The organism is Microcystis wesenbergii FACHB-1317 (assembly GCF_014696875.1).
GTDB lineage: Bacteria > Cyanobacteriota > Cyanobacteriia > Cyanobacteriales > Microcystaceae > Microcystis > Microcystis wesenbergii_A.
Genome location: NZ_JACJQV010000193.1, coordinates 1 through 14,939 on the forward strand (window position 1 = coordinate 1; position 14,939 = coordinate 14,939).

The 14,939-nt window shown below is 40.5% G+C and carries 17 protein-coding genes and 1 pseudogene; 9 read left to right on the forward strand and 9 right to left on the reverse strand.

Annotated features, from left to right (window positions below; all coding sequences use genetic code 11):
- A pseudogene (locus tag H6F92_RS19290) lies at positions 1-284 on the reverse strand (photosystem II q(b) protein); the annotation flags it as partial.
- Between the two features lie 185 nt (positions 285-469).
- Between H6F92_RS19290 and cynS the strand changes: the two are divergent.
- A complete protein-coding gene (gene cynS, locus H6F92_RS19295) occupies positions 470-907 on the forward strand; it encodes a cyanase (RefSeq protein ID WP_012264521.1) in 438 nt (145 codons plus the stop codon).
- Positions 908-1,409: 502 nt separating this feature from the next.
- Positions 1,410-1,844, forward strand: coding sequence for a Uma2 family endonuclease (locus H6F92_RS19300; RefSeq protein WP_223211750.1), 435 nt, complete (start codon positions 1,410-1,412; stop codon positions 1,842-1,844).
- Positions 1,845-1,847: 3 nt separating this feature from the next.
- Here the strand turns inward: H6F92_RS19300 and H6F92_RS19305 are convergent, their stop codons facing one another.
- Positions 1,848-2,612 carry a hypothetical protein gene (locus tag H6F92_RS19305; RefSeq protein ID WP_043996313.1) on the reverse strand — a complete coding sequence of 255 codons (765 nt, stop codon included), beginning with the start codon at positions 2,610-2,612 and terminating at the stop codon, positions 1,848-1,850.
- A gap of 453 nt (positions 2,613-3,065) precedes the next feature.
- Between H6F92_RS19305 and H6F92_RS19310 the strand changes: the two genes are divergently transcribed.
- Complete coding sequence (locus H6F92_RS19310; protein ID WP_190359126.1) at positions 3,066-4,439, forward strand: helix-turn-helix domain-containing protein; 1,374 nt, start codon at positions 3,066-3,068, stop codon at positions 4,437-4,439.
- A 250-nt stretch (positions 4,440-4,689) separates the two neighbouring features.
- On the opposite strand, the gene H6F92_RS19315 is transcribed toward H6F92_RS19310, so the two are convergent.
- Positions 4,690-6,501, reverse strand: coding sequence for a sodium:solute symporter family protein (locus tag H6F92_RS19315; RefSeq protein ID WP_190359127.1), 1,812 nt, complete (start codon positions 6,499-6,501; stop codon positions 4,690-4,692).
- A 14-nt stretch (positions 6,502-6,515) separates the two neighbouring features.
- Positions 6,516-6,914, reverse strand: coding sequence for a hypothetical protein (locus H6F92_RS19320; RefSeq protein ID WP_190359128.1), 399 nt, complete (start codon positions 6,912-6,914; stop codon positions 6,516-6,518).
- A 153-nt stretch (positions 6,915-7,067) separates the two neighbouring features.
- On the opposite strand from H6F92_RS19320, the gene H6F92_RS19325 reads away from it, so the two are divergent.
- Complete coding sequence (locus tag H6F92_RS19325) at positions 7,068-7,241, forward strand: hypothetical protein (RefSeq protein WP_002791720.1); 174 nt, start codon at positions 7,068-7,070, stop codon at positions 7,239-7,241.
- Positions 7,242-7,252: 11 nt separating this feature from the next.
- Here the strand turns inward: H6F92_RS19325 and H6F92_RS19330 are convergent, their stop codons facing one another.
- Both H6F92_RS19330 and H6F92_RS19335 read right to left on the reverse strand, forming a co-directional pair.
- The gene (locus H6F92_RS19330; protein ID WP_190359129.1) at positions 7,253-7,855 is read right to left on the reverse strand and encodes a chromophore lyase CpcT/CpeT; all 603 of its coding nucleotides are present in this window, start codon (positions 7,853-7,855) and stop codon (positions 7,253-7,255) included.
- Between the two features lie 77 nt (positions 7,856-7,932).
- Positions 7,933-8,958 (reverse strand): cyanophycinase, encoded by a 1,026-nt coding sequence (locus H6F92_RS19335; protein ID WP_190359130.1) that lies wholly within the window; start codon positions 8,956-8,958, stop codon positions 7,933-7,935.
- Between the two features lie 220 nt (positions 8,959-9,178).
- Between H6F92_RS19335 and H6F92_RS19340 the strand changes: the two genes are divergently transcribed.
- On the forward strand, positions 9,179-10,327 hold the full coding sequence (locus H6F92_RS19340) for a substrate-binding domain-containing protein (protein WP_190359131.1): 1,149 nt from the start codon (positions 9,179-9,181) through the stop codon (positions 10,325-10,327).
- 51 nt (positions 10,328-10,378) lie between these two features.
- Here H6F92_RS19340 and H6F92_RS19345 read toward each other — a convergent pair whose 3' ends face one another.
- Positions 10,379-10,597, reverse strand: coding sequence for a transferase (locus tag H6F92_RS19345; RefSeq protein WP_190359132.1), 219 nt, complete (start codon positions 10,595-10,597; stop codon positions 10,379-10,381).
- A gap of 136 nt (positions 10,598-10,733) precedes the next feature.
- Entirely contained in the window at positions 10,734-11,855 is a 1,122-nt protein-coding gene (locus H6F92_RS19350; RefSeq protein ID WP_416338785.1) for a site-2 protease family protein, read from the reverse strand.
- Positions 11,856-12,026: 171 nt separating this feature from the next.
- Between H6F92_RS19350 and ruvA the strand changes: the two genes are divergently transcribed.
- The 4 genes from ruvA to H6F92_RS19370 all read left to right on the forward strand — a co-directional run bounded on the left by ruvA (position 12,027) and on the right by H6F92_RS19370 (position 14,412).
- Positions 12,027-12,656 carry a Holliday junction branch migration protein RuvA gene (gene ruvA, locus H6F92_RS19355; RefSeq protein WP_190359134.1) on the forward strand — a complete coding sequence of 210 codons (630 nt, stop codon included), beginning with the start codon at positions 12,027-12,029 and terminating at the stop codon, positions 12,654-12,656.
- 311 nt (positions 12,657-12,967) lie between these two features.
- Complete coding sequence (locus tag H6F92_RS19360) at positions 12,968-13,453, forward strand: globin family protein (RefSeq protein ID WP_002744263.1); 486 nt, start codon at positions 12,968-12,970, stop codon at positions 13,451-13,453.
- A 79-nt stretch (positions 13,454-13,532) separates the two neighbouring features.
- A complete protein-coding gene (apcB, locus tag H6F92_RS19365) occupies positions 13,533-14,018 on the forward strand; it encodes an allophycocyanin subunit beta (protein WP_002758327.1) in 486 nt (161 codons plus the stop codon).
- 190 nt (positions 14,019-14,208) lie between these two features.
- Positions 14,209-14,412 carry a phycobilisome linker polypeptide gene (locus tag H6F92_RS19370; protein ID WP_002739162.1) on the forward strand — a complete coding sequence of 68 codons (204 nt, stop codon included), beginning with the start codon at positions 14,209-14,211 and terminating at the stop codon, positions 14,410-14,412.
- 53 nt (positions 14,413-14,465) lie between these two features.
- Here the strand turns inward: H6F92_RS19370 and msrB are convergent, their stop codons facing one another.
- Positions 14,466-14,882, reverse strand: a complete 417-nt coding sequence (gene msrB / locus H6F92_RS19375) for a peptide-methionine (R)-S-oxide reductase MsrB (protein WP_190359143.1) — start codon at positions 14,880-14,882, stop codon at positions 14,466-14,468.
- Between the last annotated feature and the right edge of the window lie 57 nt (positions 14,883-14,939).

The window sequence follows — 14,939 nt, forward strand, 5'->3', positions numbered from 1 at the left end:
GGGTAGAAGTGGAGTCCAATCGCGTTAGAAGAAGGAACAACAGCACCAGAGATGATGTTGTTTCCGTAGAGTAGGGAACCAGCTACAGGCTCGCGAATACCGTCGATATCTACAGGAGGAGCGGCGATAAAGGCGATGATGAAGCAGGTGGTGGCGGTGAGCAGGGTGGGGATCATGATCACACCGAACCAACCGATGTATAAACGGTTGTTGGTGCTGGTAATCCACTGGCAGAACTGCTCCCACAGGGAAGCGCTCTCGCGCTGTTGTAGAGTGGTGGTCATGGTTGGATAATTTCTGTATGTATTAGATTGTCAAGGTTCGTTGTTTGACATGAGTTAATACTATCGGCTTTTTATAGTTATGTAAAGGGGTTTTAAGAAATGTTTTTTTATCAATGTCATAACTTTTACTTATATAATTGATGTTCAGGTAAACTAGAAGCAGACAAATTCTGCAAAAATAAGCGATGATACCCGAAATTACTGCAAAACTATTGGAAGCGAAGAAGGAAAAAGGACTGAGTTTCGCTGACCTAGAAGCGATTCTAGGACGAGATGAGGTGTGGATTGCCGCTGTTTTTTACCGGCAAGCGAGCGCCTCCCTAGAGGAAGCAACGAAAATTGTGGCAGCTTTGGGACTGGGAACCGAAATCGTCGCATCTTTAACCGAGTATCCTGTCAAGGGATTGGGTCCAGTTGTCCCCACTGATCCCCTGATTTATCGTTTCTACGAGATCATGCAGGTGTATGGAATGCCCCTAAAATCGGTGATTCATGAAAAATTCGGCGATGGTATTATGAGTGCGATCGATTTTACCCTCGACGTGGATAAGGAGGAAGACCCTAAAGGCGATCGCGTTAAAATTACCATGTCGGGTAAGTTTTTACCCTATAAGAAGTGGTGAGTCCGGCTAAAGTCAACGGTAAGGGATTTCTATTCCTTACCGCTCTTGCTATTTTTCTTAACAAAACTTAACAATTGACGGCAAAATTTTGCTTGCTTTTTTTGGCAGATTTTGGGATAATATTTTTAAAAGACTTTATTCATAATGGAAATCTAAGCAGTTGGTGATAAACACAAATATCCGATTATAAGAGAATCATAACCCAAGCCGCCGCCAAAGTCAAGGGATCACTCCTAATTATTCTGTGAAACTTCTAATTCCTTGAGCGGTGAGGGTTTGGGGAGACTTTTCAGTGATCAGCTTCTGAAGGCAAAAGGCAACAGACAACAGGCAAAAGAAAGAGTCTGACAATTCTCCTGCCTAAAAAGAAGGTTAGAAACTAAGCACATCAAAGCTTTTAGCTTAACCAATTAGGTTTTAGATTCGGTCGAGTAAACAGTAAACAGTATATTTTGAGCCAGAAATACAATCACAAACTCCTCATGAATAGGTTGATGGAAAAATTATTGCTATGATAGTAGGAACACCGACTAATAATCGCATTATTGCTAATTTATTAGTGGCTTTATATACCGCGCTCACAAATCAATGTTATGCCGTTTTTGTCACTGTTCAGCGTTTATGGATACCTGAGCGGCGAATGGCCACTTATCCTGATATTATGGTAATGTCTGAACCTCTGACTTATCAAGAAAGACGCACAGATACTTTTAATTATGATCAAGAAGATAAATTTACTGCTTATCGAACCATTCCAACTTTTCAGGAATATTTATTAATTTCTCAGGAAAAATGTTATATTGAACAGTTTCAAAAAGAAGGCGATTGCGGGTTTTTAAAAGCTTATAAAAATCTTCCTATAATAACTTTAAAATATTTGCGGGTTGAGGTAGAGATAGCAGATATTTATAATAATGTAATCTTCGACAATAGTTAAAATCTATAAGATTTTAATCACAAAAACTAATAAATTTGCTACGTCATTAGCTTTTAAGCCAACATCTTGATAAGGTTCAGCAACCCATTTATTTCTAATATCTTCTTTGCTCATACCTTGAGCAATTAAATCGACAAAATGAACTTCTGATTCATCAAAACGGAGGGCTATTGTTTGGTAATTTTTTTGTTGGTTACTACAGGTTAAAATAAGACGATCAAGACGAATTGTGTAAGTATCCATAAAACCATCTTTATCTTGATCATTTCTAAAGTTTTCAAAAGAAACATATCCCATGTTTAAACCTGGACTCAAAAAAGTTGATAAATTAGTGTCATAATTCTTCAGCTTATGAACTCTTTGACTTTCACTAAGTAAAATGACATCTTCTCTAAAATCATTAAAGTAAATTAAATTTTTTCCATGTTCGAGTGTATCATTATTAATAATCATTATGACAAAAGTAGCAGTATTTCCTCTGAGAAAATGCTGATAACTCTTTTGCAAAAGTTTATTTTTTTCATCCTCCGCAAGATTTTCTAAGGCTACTTTATAGGCTACAGTAGCATCAATAACATCTTTGTTTAAAGGGATCATAATAATTTTAGATGTTAAATTGCTATTGAACCATCCGCAATTGACATCGGCTTCTCTATATTTTAAATTAGCCTCTAAAGCAACCTCTAACGCATCACGCATTTGAGCAATTTTTGATTCCTGCTGTTGCTTATCGTAAAAAGCTTGATCACAGGACGTTAAAGATAACATTAGACTTAGGATAATTGACAACTTGGCAATTTTTATCATTTCATTGTCCTCTATTTAGTAAATTTTATAAGGTCGAAAAATCAGCAAAATCTACTCCTCTATAGATTTAATGTACATCTATAGCGTTTCCTGTTCACAAGAGGTACATTCTCAATCCTGAAAAGCTTAATCAACAAAGGTTAAAGTGTGCCTCGCAGATGCGAGAACCGCTATAACTTAAATAATCAGCCAACAGTAGTACAAAAATGTTATTGCTGATATACTAGAATCTGTACTATCACACATTTTCTTTAGATTGGCTAAATAAAGCCTTGAAACTGCTTAATTACTTAGGATACATCGTAGTCTTGAGTTTAGTCAGTCGGAAAAGTCGGAACTTACAGCCAAACAATTGATCTGAAATATCGGAAATATCAGCTAAAATAAGTAAAAAACTTACCTAATCTATAGTCCATGTTTCAAGCTAATCTATCTAATACGGTGTTAAATCTCTTAGATGAGTTGGTTTTTGCCAAAACAGATCAACATCTAGACTATCTTCAAAAAACTATCTTGCAAGGGACCTTAGAAGGTTACAAATACTCAGAAGTTGCCAAAGAATCTCATCTTAGTGAAGGTCATATTCGAGATAGTGCTTCAGAATTATGGAAAATTTTGTCAGAAGTTTTAGGGGAAGATATTACTAAATCAAATATTAGAGCAGTTTTAAAGAAATCTCAGTTCTATAATCATATTTCATCAGGTAGAGATTTTGTTTCTCTTAATAATGTCAATCTCTGTACTTCTAATCTATCTGCGTCTAATGGCAATAACCACCAATCTCAACCTGACAATAATCGTACCTATTTAGATTTAGGTCATATTCCTGAAATAACTCAATTTTATGGGAGAGTTGCCGAATTAAATAATCTAGAAACTTGGATAGTTGCGGAGAAATACCGCTTGGTTAATGTGTTAGGTTTAAAAGAAATTGGTAAAACCACACTTTCTCTGAAACTGGTTGATAAAATCAAAGATAATTTTAACTATGTTATTCGCAGAAGTTTGTATTTTTGTCCAAAATTAGATGAACTTTTAAGTGAAATTTTACCCTCTATCAATCCTCAATTGAAGCTCTCTCAAAGTCTTGACAAGAAATTAAATTTATTCTTAGAGTTAATAAAAAGCCATCGCTGTTTGATTATTCTTGATGATTTACAAAGTCTATTTGATTCTAAAAAACTAGCAGGTAATTATCACAAAGAGTACCAAGATTATCAACTATTGTTTAAAAGCATTGCTGAAGTCAATCATCAAAGCTGTTTACTGTTGTTGAGTCAAGAAAAACCTATTGATACGACTTTTTATGGGCAGAAAAATAAATTCATTAAAACATTAATCATAGAAGGTTTAGGAGAAGATGCCATAGAAATTTTGCGCCATCATAATCTATTAAATGAAGACAGTTGGGAAGCCTTAATTAAATGTTATCAAGGTCATCCTCTTTGGTTAGAATTAGTTGCTAGTTTTATTCAAGAGACATTTTTAGGTAAGGTTGCTGACTTTTTGGAGATTAAATACCCGATTGCCGAAGAAACTTTAGAGCAGACTTTATTAAGTATTTTGCAAAGTTTAACAGAATCAGAGAAACTAATGCTAACAGAATTAGCAAATTTTAATCGACCTATTTCTATTAAAGAAATGATCGACCAAACTTCTCTAGCTTATACAGATTCTTTGAAAGTAATTCAATCTCTAATCAGACGAATAATAGTGGCAAAAGATGAAAACGCTCTATTATGTTTGAATCCTGTTTTTAAAGCTTATGTAATTAATCATCAAATCTAGGGCTGAGTCGAAAGAAAGAGAAATTTTAGCTAATTTTATCGCAATCATAATAGTTTACGAAATTCTACGACTGTCAAATAGTTACACCTGCATTTTAATTTCAGGAATTTCCCCATCTTGCCAGCGTTTTTCCAAGGCTGCAAGATACTCATTGCATCTTGTATATTAGTTAATGCCTCTTCCTCAGTATATCCCTACTGCACACTTAAAACTAAAATCTGATAACTGATAACTGATAACTGATAACTGCCTAACCTAAATCTCGGTCTTTAGTGACAGTAATTTCCTTAGATAAGTGGCGATACCAAGTAAAATAGAGACCGATGGAAAGTAAAAGAAAAACCAAAGCCAAAATCTTCAAACTTTGCCACTGCTTGATGATTAAAACAATCCCCATCATAAAGAGGACTAATTGCCAAGGAACAGTGAGAAAAGCGGCGATGATATCCCGTTGATTTTCCGCTTTAATTTTTGCCTGTAGGTTAGGTTTAACACTGTGACGTACTTCTCCCCAAAAGCCAAAAGGTCTGGTAACATTATAGAAATTTTCCATGACTAAACTATCGGTGGGAGGAGTCAACAAAGTAGCGATAATACAGCCAGCTAAAGCGAACAAACTCGGCACAAGAAAGAGAATAAGTTCCTGATATTGACTGTGACGAAAGAAAGCTAAAATTATCGCTTGTGAGGCAATAGCCGCAATCATTCCCGCTAAAGTTCCCACGGCAAAACCATAACCATTAAAGCGCCACCAATACCAACGTAATAGGAGAGGAACTGCTAATCCTACCCCTAATCCCGTGGTTAACCAACCCCAAATATCATTAACATTTTGGATATTAAAACTCAAAACTAAGCCAATTACGACCACAAAAACCGAGGCTAAACGACCTTGAAAAACTAACTCCCTTTCTCCCGCATTCGGTTTCAAAAAAGCTTGATAGATATCTTTGACCCAATAGGCAGCACTAGCGTTAATAACTGCGTTAAAAGTGGACATAGCCGCCGCTAAAAAAGCAGCAATTAATAACCCTTTCATCCCCACGGGAATGTATTGAGTAATCACCGTGGCCAGAATTCTTTCTGGATCTGTAATCGTGCCTTCGGTTAAACCGTAGTGAATACCTAAAACCGCAAAAGCTGTGACTAGGGGCCAACGGAAAGAAAGCAGAACAATCCAGAATAAAGATAATAAACCGGCATCTCGATCGCTTTTGGCGGCTAGGTATCGTTGTAACATATAACCACCGCTGCCGCTGCAACCTTCGATGATGGTTTTAACTAAATAAAAGAAAATCACCCCACCAAACAAATTAAAGATGGCATAATCTCCAGGTAAATCCAAAGTCAGGGAGGGAAAAATACTCGCCCATTCGCTTAAATTCCAAGTTTTTGGCTCCGCTGCCCCTGGAATTGCCACCGTGAAACTATCGGGAAGATTAACAGTAAAAAAGGCCACTGTCGATACATAAATTACCGCCACAAAAATCAGAAAACCTTGAAATAAATCGGTAATTACCCCACCATAAAAACCACTGGCCACCGTATAAATCAAGGTTAGAAGAATTAATATCACCGAAGCAAGACGATCATCCATGCCCAAAAACTGCCCTAAAAATTTCCCCCCCGCAACGGAGAAATAACTCATCGCACCGATAGAGAATAAGAGAGTGGCGACAGCGCTAATAATTCGGGCAAAATTTCCCTGTTTTCCCGGACCAAAGCGAAATTGCATCCATTCCGCCATGGTCATAACTTGGGCCCGGCGATTCCATTTGCCCATAAAAGCCATGAGAAAGGCCATAATTAGGACAACACCGCCGCGGATTTCGATAAATAGTCCTTTTGGACCGACGGCGTAAATTAGAGCAGAAATGACCATAGTTCCCGCTAAATCGGTGTTAGCCGCCATTCCCGACACGCCTAACATCCACCAGGGCAAATTGCGATTACCTAAAAAGTAGGATTCTAGACCTTGAGAAGCTTTTTTCTCGGCTATAATCCCGATTATTAGGGTTGCTGCCAGATACAGCAGCACAATTACATAATCAATTAACTGCATAGTTTCAGATCAATTTAACTTTCGATCGTTATAGCATCAATTGACGACGATTTCTGACTAACGGTTTCTTTTTCTAAGATTTGCACCCGTTGCTCTAGCTTTTTTAAATCTTCCTTTAGTTCAATTACTAAAGTGGCTAAACGCTGGAACAGTGGGTCACTTTCCCCGACTACTTCCCCATTTACTATACCTGTTCCCGATCGCCGTTGGGGAATGGGAGCGGCATTGTCCCCGCGGATGGTTATTCCTCGGACCTGACTTTCAAGGCGCTCGACTCGATTGCGGAGACTAATTAACTCCGATCTTACCGCCGTATCCGATTGTGCCTTGCTGGCATTAACAAAACTCAGTATTAGCAAAAGGGAGATAATCAGCGTTAAAAAGCCAGAAAAAGAGATTTTAGCTAATTTCATCGATTTTACCCCCTATCTATCTGACCCGACTTAATGTTAAGAAACGTGGCTAAATCTAAAGCTTGATTGCAATTCCGCCCCCAGGTGATTAGTGGCTCAAAAGAGGATGATAAGGTAAAAAGCACGATTTTGTCGAAATTTGGCCTTATCTCTATGTATAAAAACTCGGATAAAGATTTTCTCGGAGCGGCAATCACAGCCGGTTTAGGTGCAGGAATCGTCACTTCTTTTGCCGTCAATCAAGGACAAGACATCGGTACAGCTTTAGGAATTACCGCTTTAGCGGCTCTTTGCGGTGTTATCTGCCGTCATTTTGACCTAATGTGATGCAATCTTCCTCACACCTCCAATTCTGCCGAAAAATCCCGTTTTTTCTCGTATTGATAGGGACCGAGCAGAGCACCCCAAATTCCCTTACCAGTGCTGGGATCTAGACCTTTATCGTAGGTTTTTAGGCTATGACTCGTCACCTCGAAACCTAAAGCCACCTGATAGGTTGTACCCTCATAGGTGAATTGACAGCGCTGTTCTAGTTGCGGTTGGGCGATAAACTGATATTGATTATCAGGGAGAGTATTGACTTTGACCGATAAAGTGCAAGTAGGCAGGAAAGTTAAGTCTTCTAAGCTAATTTTTCGCAAAATATCGGGATTTTTGCCCGCACCTTGCACGGATTTCAGGTCATTAAACATATAATGCCTAACCTCTAACCCTGCCGATTCCGATCGCATTAATCGCCACAGTCGCGGTCGGTAGGGTTGGTCTAAATTGATTATACTCGCCTGTTCGGCAAAAAGAGCGATGCTGTCTTCCCGAAATAAAGGCAGCGGACGCAACCATAAGCGCAGGTGAACGTACCACACCGGTTCTGCTTGCGCTTGCTGTTGATTTTCAAATTCACCCGCGAGATACCGACCAAAAGTGATTAATTCAGGGGTCATAGCTCAAAAAATTCTCCGTATTGCCTCAAAATTAATCATAACACCCAGAGAAATAACTTTTTTGATAAAAATGACCTTCAAGCCACCGGAATCCGCTTAAACCCAGCTATTCCCCCTTTAGTGTACCAATATTCCCAGCCACCGCCAGCAGCACTAGACCAATCCTTGAGGTCAAATTCACCGCTGCCGGAGGGAGTTCCCGCGATGCGATAGACTTTCACCGCTTGACCGTTATTATTCCAGATTAAAGGCCGATCCGGCTCCATCTGTTCGGGTAGAGTCCCGTTAGTTTGCAGAAAATAGGCATCTTGTCCCTTATCGGTGCCGTTGCCATAGACTTTGGCGATACCATGCTCATCGATCGCCAGAAAAGCACCTTCTTCTAAACCGATAGCGTAGGCAGGTAGTTGATTGTGATTATCGTGTACATTGCGGGCTAAAAAACCAAAAAGGCGACCATATCTCGTTTCGGGATGATCTTGATTGAGTCGATCCAAATGGGTATCTGTCACCACTTTTTTGAGAAAAGGAACCCGAATAAAATCACTCCAATAGAAGTCTTTAGTGTTGAAGTGAAAGGGATTATTTAATATTTCTGAACTCAGTACTCCTTCGTGAGTAGGCGCATAGTAAAAATCCCCCAGAATAGCCATTCCTGCGCTGGTTCCCGCCACGGGAACTTTTTTGTCGTTGATTAGATAATTGATCGCTGTTTCCACCTTTGTGCTTTCCCACAAATCCTCGTACTGATTTTGATCACCACCGGCAAAAAAAAGGATATCGGCATTACGAATATATTCGATAACATCAGGATTATTCGCCCCTTCACGACTATCAATTGATAGTTCCGCCGCCGAGCCGATCAGGGAGGGATAATTGTCGCAAATCCAATCGGCTTGACCACCAAGATCGCCAAAGCGCAGCACTAAGTAATTACCGCCTTTAGCTCGATTTAATAACCATGTGGTCGCTTGATCTTCTCCTAATTTACCTCCTTCCGCTCCCCCGATTAATAAAATACCCGATCGATGTTTTACCGACTGAAAATTGGCTTGTCCACAACGACAAGAATAACGAAAATCTCGATTATGATTGTTGGACATGGTCTTATACCCTCGCCCCTTAGCTTACTGCTTCTATCCTAGCTTTAACTAGGACAAAATCAGAATTTTCTACCATAAAAGTTAACAACAAAGCTGATCTATAGCTGAAATCGGTAGCGGCAAAACTCCCTAGTTTACATTCTGTTAAAAATCGTCCTATAATAATTCAAGGCTAGAAATTGGCAATTATTACTGTTGAAGTTGAGAATCGGCGGGCGATATGTTAAATAGACGTTCTTTTTTGCAAGGATTAGGTACAATCGCCTTAGCGGGAGGTTTGAGTGGCTGCGCTTCTGGAAGCGGCGAGCCGAGCATTTTTCTCCTCTCCGGTTCGATTCCGCCGCGATTACTAACAGACTTTCGGAAAACTATTGCCGAAAAAAAAGTCAATTTTCAGTCGGAAAGGCAGCTGAAAGAGCTATTAAAATTGTTGGAAAAATGGTTGAAAAATCAGGAGCAACCAGCCTCACAATTTCCGATTCCTATCCCTTTTACGGAACAAAACCCAGCGATCGGTAATTTAGTCACCCTAGGGGATGCTTGGCTAGGAAAAGCGATTAGCAACGGTTTAATTCAACCCCTAGATACTTCTCAACTCTCTAATTGGTCAAAACTGCCCCCCCGTTGGCAAGAAAATATGACTCGCAATGCCCAAGGACAACCGCAAACAGAGGGAAAAGTCTGGGCTGCGCCCTACCGTTGGGGAATGACAGTAATTGCCTATAATGAGGAAAAATTCGCTCAATTTGACTGGCGACCACAGGATTGGTCCGATCTATGGCGACCGGAATTAACCGGTAAAATTGCCCTAATTGATAATCGTCGCGAAGTCATCGGTTTAACCCTAAAAAAATTGGGTTATTCTTATAATTCTAGTGATTTAAAGCAAGTTACGGCACTAAAAGACCAGCTATTCGCTTTACAAAAACAGGTAAAATTTTATAGTTCTCAACATTATTTACAACCCCTGATACTCGGTGATGTCTGGCTGTCTGTGGGTTGGTCTAATGATATTTTACCAGTGAGCGATCGCTATAATAAAATTAAAGTTGTTGTCCCCAAATCCGGCACTTCTCTCTGGTCAGATGTCTGGGTAAAACCAGTTTTAACTACTCCTAATTCTCTTGTCCAGCAATGGATTGATTTTTGTTGGCAACCAGAATCCGCTACTAAAATTTCTTTATTTACCTCTGGATTATCACCCCTAGTTCTCACTGAAAATCCCGACCAAATTCCCTCAGATATTAAAAATAATCCTTTACTTGTCAATCCAGAAGCGATCAAAAAAAGCGATTTTCTAAACCCTTTATCCCCAGCAACCGAGCAAGAATACGAGCAATTATGGCAAGCAATGCGACAGTCAGTATAGTCAGGAGATACTAGACAAAATTCTGTGAGTCGTCAACTTAACACTGATAACTCATAAATTATACTTTCCTGAAAACCATTTGTATATAAGGTCTAAAATACTCGCATTAATTACAAGACTAATAAATTCAGAATATCTGTTTGCTTGTAAATTTGATGATGATCCTCCGAGCATTGCTTGTATATGGTTATTAACTTCTGGAGCAATTAAAGTTACATAAGCGGCGACAACAAGGATAAATCCTAACAGATAGCGATTAGAATGATTCATCAATATTGAGGTGAAAATTACATTGACCTAACTGATTCTAGCTGATAACTGCTCACTGATAACTGATAACTGCTCACTGATAACTGCTCACTGCTCACTGATAACTGATAACTGATAACTGATAACTGATAACTGATTAAGCGGTTTGACTTTGGGTTTCTTGGGCGAGAAAAGTAAGGATAGAAGCTTTCTCAATTAACCCCAAAACCGTGCCGTTTTCTTCTACCACTGTCACTTGAGATAAATTTTCTCCTTCCAAAATTTTCACCACATCTAGGAGGGAAGTATGAGACAAAACCAGTTTGAGACTTTCGCTAGTTTGTAATAACCGGCCGATATTTACCTCTGTCCATTGGGAAGTGGGAATCGTTTTCAGATCCTCTACATTAATCACCCCTAATAGTTTACCTTCGCTATCGGTAACTAGAAATTTAGACCATTGTTGTTTACCGATAACATAATTATTAGCAAACTCGCGCAGGGTTAAATTAATCGGCACTACAGGACTATTAGGAGAGATAACATCTTTAGCACTGTAGCGACTTAGGAAATCTTGAACCTTAGCTGATTGAGCGGAAAAGCCGGCATTTTGTAGGAGGAAAATGCCAATTAATAGCGTCCAAAAACTGCCAAATTGAGTGATTCCGAGAATTGATAGCGCACCGATGACAATCGCTAACCAACCAAAAAATTGACCGAAACGACTAGCGAATAAAACCCCTTTATTGGGATTACCCGTTACTTGCCAAACGATGGCTTTAAGGATATTACCACCATCTAAAGGTAAACCGGGGATCAGGTTAAATAACCCTAGGGCGAGGTTGATATAGGCCAGCAGAGAAAGAATCGCCGCCATGGGCGCATTTAAGCTAATATTGAGACGAATAATTAGGAAAATACTGAAGAGCAGTAAACTAACTAAAGGGCCAGCAATTGCTACTAGAAAAGCTTCTAGGGGAGTTTTCGATTCTCTGCCGAGAGTTGCCAAACCACCGAATAAAAATAGGGTAATTGATTTAACTTCAATACCTTGGGCGATGGCAACAAAACTATGGCCTAATTCGTGGGCAACCACGGAGGCAAATAGGAGAATAGCGGCAAAAAATCCTAAGAGCCAGGGCATAATTCCCGTTAACTGGGGAAACTGACTTAAATCTCCCCCATAGGTTAAGGTAATTAACCCCAGAACAAAGAACCAAGAAGGATTAATATAAAAGGGAATTCCAAAGAGATTCCCGACTCTAATGTTGCCATTCATTTTGTATCTTCTCCAATTATGGGGGACTAACGCCAAGAAGATTAGGTTATCAATTGCGCCATTCACTTCTGTTAACAATTGTAACAAAAATGAAAATCTCCCCAGCATTCCTTCAGGGAGTAAAAACCGTCATTGCTGTGGTTCGGTTATTTTCGTAGGAGAATTAAATCAATGATTAATTATTTACGGGGACAAGCGATCGAGGTGATCAAAACCCCGAATAACCGACTGATCTTGATTTTAGACGTAAACCAGATCGGTTACGAAATCCAAATTCCCTCGCGATTAGCCCTAGACATCGGCAAAGATAACAATGATAGTCGTCAGATTTTTACTCACCTAATCCTTCGCGAGGAGCAGCCTTTATTGTACGGTTTCGGCACCGCCTCAGAGCGAGATCTGTTTCGTCAACTGCTTTCCGTCAATGGAGTTGGGGCGCAATTAGCCCTAGCTTTAATCGATACCTTGGGGATTGAGGAACTTGTGGTGGCAATAGTAACAGGAAATACTAAAATTTTGAGCAAAACCCCCGGAGTCGGCTTAAAAACAGCAGAAAGAATCGCTTTAGAGTTAAAAACTAAATTGGCAGCATGGCGACAGCTAAAAGAAGTGACGGCGACAACCACGGCAATACTACCAGCAGCGGAGATACGCGAAGATGTGCAGATGACCCTTTTAGCTTTAGGATACAGTCAAGAGGAGATCGATCGAGCCATAGCAGTCCTCAGTCAAGATGCTTTATTTAGTAAAAATACTCAGCCAGAAGACTGGATTAAAGGCGCAATTAATTGGCTAGGTTAAATCAGTCGTCGGTCGTCGGTCGTCAGAAGATTAGTTTTATTGATTCTCCCCACACCCCACACCCCACACCCCACACCCCACTTCCCCACACCCCACTCCGGCGCTCCCTTCTTCGGGCAAATGTTAAAAAGTATTACGAAAATAGTGAGAAGGTGAACCAGATGCCGCAAAATAGTTGCGTTAGGTCGCTCTAGCTAGGGAAGTCTTGAGACGCTAAGGCGGAAACGAGATAACTTGAGCGTAGTGACCACAACTGCTATAAAATGTCAGATTAAGTTTATTAATCTCACTTAGTTGGGAGGAATCCATCAATGAGTATCGTCACGAAATCGATCGTGAATGCTGATGCTGAAGCTCGTTACCTCAGCCCCGGCGAACTGGACAGAATTAAAGCCTTCGTTACCAGTGGTGCCGCTCGTTTACGCATCGCTGAAACCCTAACTGGCGCTCGCGAAACCATCGTCAAACAAGCTGGCGATCGCTTATTCCAAAAACGTCCTGACATCGTTTCCCCCGGGGGCAACGCTTACGGCGAAGAAATGACCGCTACCTGTCTGCGTGACATGGACTACTACCTACGTTTAATCACCTACGGAGTAGTTGCTGGTGATGTCACCCCGATTGAAGAAATCGGTTTAGTCGGTGTGCGTGAAATGTACAAATCTTTAGGAACCGACATCGGTGCCGTAGCTCAAAGCGTTCGCGAAATGAAAGAAGTTGCTACTGGTCTTATGTCTTCTGACGATGCTTCTGAAGCTTCTTCCTACTTCGATTACGTGATCGGCTCTATGTCGTAGAATAACTCCTTTGTGAATTGTTCTAGACACACCCCTCGTAAACCTCTTAAGATTAAGCAAAACCCAAGGAAGAACCACCATGCAAGACGCAATTACTTCTGTTATCAACTCTTCTGACGTTCAAGGCAAATACCTTGACTCTAATGCTCTCGGCAAACTGAAAAGCTATTTCGCCACCGGTGAACTGCGCGTGCGCGCCGCTAGTGTCATTAGCGCCAACGCTGCTGGTATCGTTAAGGAAGCTGTGGCTAAGTCCCTGTTATACTCTGACGTAACCCGTCCCGGTGGTAATATGTACACCACCCGTCGTTACGCCGCTTGTATCCGTGACCTCGACTACTATCTCCGTTATGCTACCTACGCTATGTTAGCTGGAGATCCTTCTATCCTCGATGAGCGCGTTCTCAACGGACTGAAAGAAACCTACAACTCTTTAGGTGTACCCATCTCCTCCACCGTTCAAGCTATCCAAGCGATGAAAGAAGTCACCGCTAGTTTAGTTGGTGCTGATGCGGGTAAAGAAATGGGGATTTACTTCGACTACATTAGCTCTGGCTTAAGCTAGAAGTAACGAACTCGGACGAAATAGGGTTCGGGAAGCCGAGGATGAGTGCTAGGTCTTTAAAGGCTGAATCTGTCCAAGATAGGTTTTGACGAGCTAGTATTGATCCTTGACTCCCGACCTTTGTTATTTTAGAAAAAGGCCTTCGTTAGTTTGAGCGACAAGTTTTTCAGCGATTAGGAGAAATCAATCCATGCGGATGTTCAAAATCACCGCTTGTGTTCCTAGCCAAAGCCGCATTCGGACACAACGGGAATTACAAAATACCTATTTTACCAAACTCGTTCCCTACGATAATTGGTTTCGTGAGCAACAACGCATCATGAAAATGGGCGGCAAAATTGTCAAAGTGCAGTTAGCTACTGGCAAACCTGGAACTAATACAGGTTTACTGTAATCGGCTGCCACTAGAACTTAAAAAAAAGAGGTCTTTCCAGACCTCTTTTTGCTTTAGGGATTTTTTTCAAACTGCAAAGCGGCAGAGTTGAGACAATAGCGTTTTCCCGTTGGGGGTGGACCATCATTAAAAACGTGACCGAGATGAGCATCACAGGTGGCACAAACAATCTCTGTCCGCACCATGAAAAAACTAATATCCCGTTCGTACTTGATATTAGTCTCGTTAGCAGCGGTCGAGAAACTCGGCCAACCAGTACCCGAATCATACTTGCTGTCGGAAGTAAATAACTCCGTACCACAGCAGACACATTTGTAAATACCTTTTTCTTTATTATCGTGGTATTTACCCGTAAAAGCCCGTTCTGTTCCCTTTTTGCGAGTAACTTGGAACTGTTCGGGAGTTAGCTGGGCCTGCCATTCCGTCTCGGTTTTACGAACTTTTTCTACCATAGTTAGGACAACTGCGATTATGATTAAATTTCCCCTTTTAGTCTAACCTGAGAATGATGCTTAGGTGAATTTTTC